Below are 3,462 nucleotides of genomic sequence, written 5' to 3'. Positions count from 1 at the left end.
CCGGCAAACGCGCAAATGCGGTCTTTGGCGGCAAGCTCTATTGCGGCAAGCATGGCGAACAGATTGTCGCGACCTATGCACGACACTACTCTTGCAAAACGAAAGGTTGCCCCAACCGGAGCCTCAATTATGACGAGGTTATCGCAATGGTGATGAAGACAATCAGCACGCTTGACCAGAACATGATCATGGCACATTTCGACAGTGCAAAAATGGCAAAGAAACGCTCAGAGCTCGAAGGTCAGCTCACGCGGCTGAACAAAGAACTTGAGCATGTCCGCACCGGCCTGAACAAGGTAATTGATGCTCTGGGACCCGATGCCAGGTCCCATGAAATCCGTGCATTCTTCGATGACAAGTCAGAACAGATCCATCGCACGAAACTCGATATTTCCCGATATGAACGGGAACTGACCGATACGTCTATCCCGAAAAGCATCGACCGCATTCTCGCTCGCCACAACAAACTGATTGCCAAATTACGGGTCTGGTCCCGAGATCCGGAAGCGGTGATTCCGCTTCGGCAAATCATAGACAGACTGACCATTCACGCCAACTGGGATGAGATCGAGGAACGCTGGGATCGAAAATGCGAGGTGACGTTTGACTTTGCAGCGATCATCGCTGCTGACAAGCGTCATTCACAATAGGATTCAATACGCCTAAACTGGTTCGAATTGTTGAGCCTTCAGTTGTCTCGTTTCAAGGTGAACCAGTATTGATTACCGCCCTACAAAAGCCTTTGTATGTCATGGAAAAAGCACGCGATGGAACTGGTTATGTTCTCACCGAGATAAGGCGAGTCCAGCAATACAAAGTCAGCAATAAACAACTGACCTATATTCCGGCTGTGCGGTATGATTGGAACTGGTATCCAGTATACGATGCGAAAAAGCTAAAGCGTTACGTCGATGTAAAGCGCCGCAAAAGTCGGCGAAACATCTTCTACGTCAACGGAACCCCACATTTAAAAGCAGATTTCAAGATGTTGCCTTACATCAAATGTTGGGATCAGCCTCTAGGCCTATACAAAACTTTCGGGCCTGACGGAACCTAACTATGTCGAGACTGCACCGGCAGAATTCTGCCGGTTCGTCACATGGACATTCCCCGGTCGATCCTCTGGAAAGCACGCGGGATAGCTGCCTTGAGCCAGGACGGCAATTGGCTTGCAACCTTTCGGGTACGTCCTTTCACACGACACAAAAGCAATCTGCTGCGCTCTCTCGAGTTGTCAAAGATGTAAACCCGATCCGCCACACCGATGAACTCGGCAAGCCTTGCAAGGCTTCGCGGATAACGGCGTTTTACGTCCTCAGAGGGCACATGATGCCCTCCCGCTGCGACGCGCTGCGCGATCCTGGCAATTGACAGTGACGGATCAGGCAATCCGACATAAACAAAATTTATGCCGTAGCCTTTTGATCTTGCCGCCTTGACCAATTGCAGCTCGCGCTGCCCGGAAAGAGTCGTCTCTATGATGAAAGAAGCGCCACAGGAAAGATGGTTTTCCTGCTGCAAAATAGCTTCACGGCCCGCATAAACCCTACCACGCTCTGGATAAAGTTTATGAATATTATCCGGATTAACCACCGGCAAAGATTGGGGTTCTGCAGGGTTATACCGCTCGACCAGTGTGCTTTTGCCTGCCCCGTTTGGACCAGCAACAATCCAGAGCTGAGCCATCAGATGGCACGGAGAACTTCAACAGTCCCGTCATCATTGACGGACACCAGTTCACACCGGCCATCAGGCCATTTGCGAACAATACTGCCTTCATGTGTCGGATCGCAGTAAAATACCGGTCGTCCAGCCTCGAGATGGGCTTTTGCTGCCCGGCCATCGTCATTGGCAAGCTGCTTTTCAAACTCCAGCCAGAGCTTGCGACCATCCGCCCCTCTGGCATTCGTCACCTGCTCAAACGTGATTTCCGGCATGATATTTCCTTGCTGCACTTCGTCTGCATGTTTGTAAGACATAAGTTCTTATACACCATCGATACGTGTTGAAAAACGCAATATCGCACTCGTCGAATTATTGCGGCCATTTCCTCAAGATCAGGCTGTGGCCAGAGCAATTCTCTCCTGCCAGTGAGCGATCTCGCATTCTATGAAGGCCAGCCGCTTTCGCATACCTGACTGGAGTGCTAAATCAGCAGAGTGCTGGGCACGAAGCTGCAAGGCCGCCTCTCGCTGTTCTGGAGACATCTTTTTCATGTCGTCGCTTGTTGGCAAGTGCTGCTCTTGGCGCGTTTTGAATGCCTGTTCCAACTCGGCAAGACGCAACTTCGTCTGACAGGCCTCGTTCATCAGGGAGGTAATGGCAGCCTGTGCATCCGCTATCAGTTCGTGATGTTTGTCTGTGACGCCTTCTATCAGGCGACCAGAACAATGTGAACGCTCTCGCACATCGCCCGCATCGCACTTTGCCATGCTTGGCAGAACGTTTTGCGCACGTTCCATAAAGACATTCTCGGCCTTAGTCGCGCTCCAAGGCAACATGTAATCCTGATAAGGTTCGGCAAGGTCCTTAGCGGACAACCGCACCAGTGACAGATCGACACAATCGCGATATTCGGTTGCCTTGAGTTTCTGATCAATCTCGTGGATTTCCCGGATCACCCCTTCCGGCCATGGCCATTCCAAACCGGCCAAAAGCGTAAACCGTCGCCGGATCGGCAAGACGATCTCGCTTGCAAACCGCTGCCAGATACCAAGCGACCGCATGGTATTCTTAACCGGCGTGGTGATATCGCCGGTATCAAACTCCTCGATGTCGTGGATCAGGGCATAACCGGCAGTCTCGGGGGAAGCCAGATCGCAAGCCTGCACGCAGTGCTGGGCAACACTCACATCACAGGCTCCGTTCCAGCGTCGGATGCGCGACAAGCCAGCCACCTGATGACGAAACACCTCAAGCCGGACTTCAAACGACACTGGAAAATGATCAGAGGACGCCATCAGCTCACGCATGACACAGCTCCGATCTGCAAACCCCGGCGTTCGGCAACGAGCTCAATAACCGCCATTAAATGATGACGGGCCATATCCTGTACGCATCGGTTCCGGGCTTTTAAGTCGATTATATTGCCCGTCAGGACCGCCCGGATCTGCGACAGCCAGATACGCGGATTGCGACATCCGGGAATGTCGGCCTGTGCAACAACCCGGCATATGTCGTGCCATTCCGGGGCATCGGACGGATCGCATAGATCAAGAACGACATCCGTCTTTTCTTCTACGAAGCATTCAGCAGCCAGAGCATCAAGAATATCCAGCAGGCCAAGCCGTGAGGGCCTTTTTCCGCGTCGTTTAACATCTTCCAATGCTTTCCGGACGCCATCAAACCCGACACGTTCAATGGCCTCATTTACGCGCAAACAGGCATTGGCCAGCGTCCAGGGATCAGCACAAAGGCGCTGCCACTCCCTTGCCAGGATCAGACATTGATCATCGACGGAAG

General features: G+C 52.3%; 6 protein-coding genes. 2 read left to right on the top strand and 4 right to left on the bottom strand.

The annotated features are described in order from the left end of the window. Both AAC599_RS20050 and AAC599_RS20045 read left to right on the top strand, forming a co-directional pair. Positions 1–650, top strand: a 650-nt coding sequence (locus tag AAC599_RS20050) for a hypothetical protein (protein WP_340152142.1), incomplete at its 5' end; no start/stop codon positions are given. Between the two features lie 68 nt (positions 651–718). Continuing rightward, positions 719–1,057 (top strand): hypothetical protein, encoded by a 339-nt coding sequence (locus tag AAC599_RS20045; RefSeq protein ID WP_340152141.1) that lies wholly within the window; start codon positions 719–721, stop codon positions 1,055–1,057. A gap of 38 nt (positions 1,058–1,095) precedes the next feature. Here the strand turns inward: AAC599_RS20045 and AAC599_RS20040 are convergent, their stop codons facing one another. The 4 genes from AAC599_RS20040 to AAC599_RS20025 form a co-directional block, all read right to left on the bottom strand. Beyond that, on the bottom strand, positions 1,096–1,686 hold the full coding sequence (locus AAC599_RS20040; RefSeq protein WP_340152140.1) for an AAA family ATPase: 591 nt from the start codon (positions 1,684–1,686) through the stop codon (positions 1,096–1,098). Next, positions 1,686–1,937: a hypothetical protein gene (locus AAC599_RS20035; protein WP_068517724.1), complete on the bottom strand. Its 252-nt coding sequence runs from the start codon at positions 1,935–1,937 to the stop codon at positions 1,686–1,688. The genes AAC599_RS20040 and AAC599_RS20035 overlap by 1 nt, the downstream gene beginning before the upstream one ends. 120 nt (positions 1,938–2,057) lie before the next feature. Then, the gene (locus tag AAC599_RS20030; RefSeq protein WP_340152139.1) at positions 2,058–2,972 is read right to left on the bottom strand and encodes a hypothetical protein; all 915 of its coding nucleotides are present in this window, start codon (positions 2,970–2,972) and stop codon (positions 2,058–2,060) included. After that, positions 2,960–3,462, bottom strand: a 503-nt coding sequence (locus tag AAC599_RS20025; protein WP_340152138.1) for a hypothetical protein, incomplete at its 5' end; no start/stop codon positions are given. The genes AAC599_RS20030 and AAC599_RS20025, both read right to left, overlap by 13 nt.

The organism is uncultured Sneathiella sp. (assembly GCF_963976355.1).
In the GTDB taxonomy this organism is placed as follows: Bacteria; Pseudomonadota; Alphaproteobacteria; order Sneathiellales; family Sneathiellaceae; genus Sneathiella.
The sequence above is the reverse complement of the archived record's forward strand: the minus strand, read 5'-3'. Positions and strand labels throughout refer to the sequence as shown.

Excerpts from the sequence above, each read along its gene's own strand:
- AAC599_RS20030 (WP_340152139.1), bottom strand. The coding sequence starts at position 2,972 with ATGCGTGAGCTGATGGCGTCCTCTGATCATTTTCCAGTGTCGTTTGAA.
- AAC599_RS20040 (WP_340152140.1), bottom strand. The coding sequence starts at position 1,686 with ATGGCTCAGCTCTGGATTGTTGCTGGTCCAAACGGGGCAGGCAAAAGC.
- AAC599_RS20035 (WP_068517724.1), bottom strand. The coding sequence starts at position 1,937 with ATGCCGGAAATCACGTTTGAGCAGGTGACGAATGCCAGAGGGGCGGAT.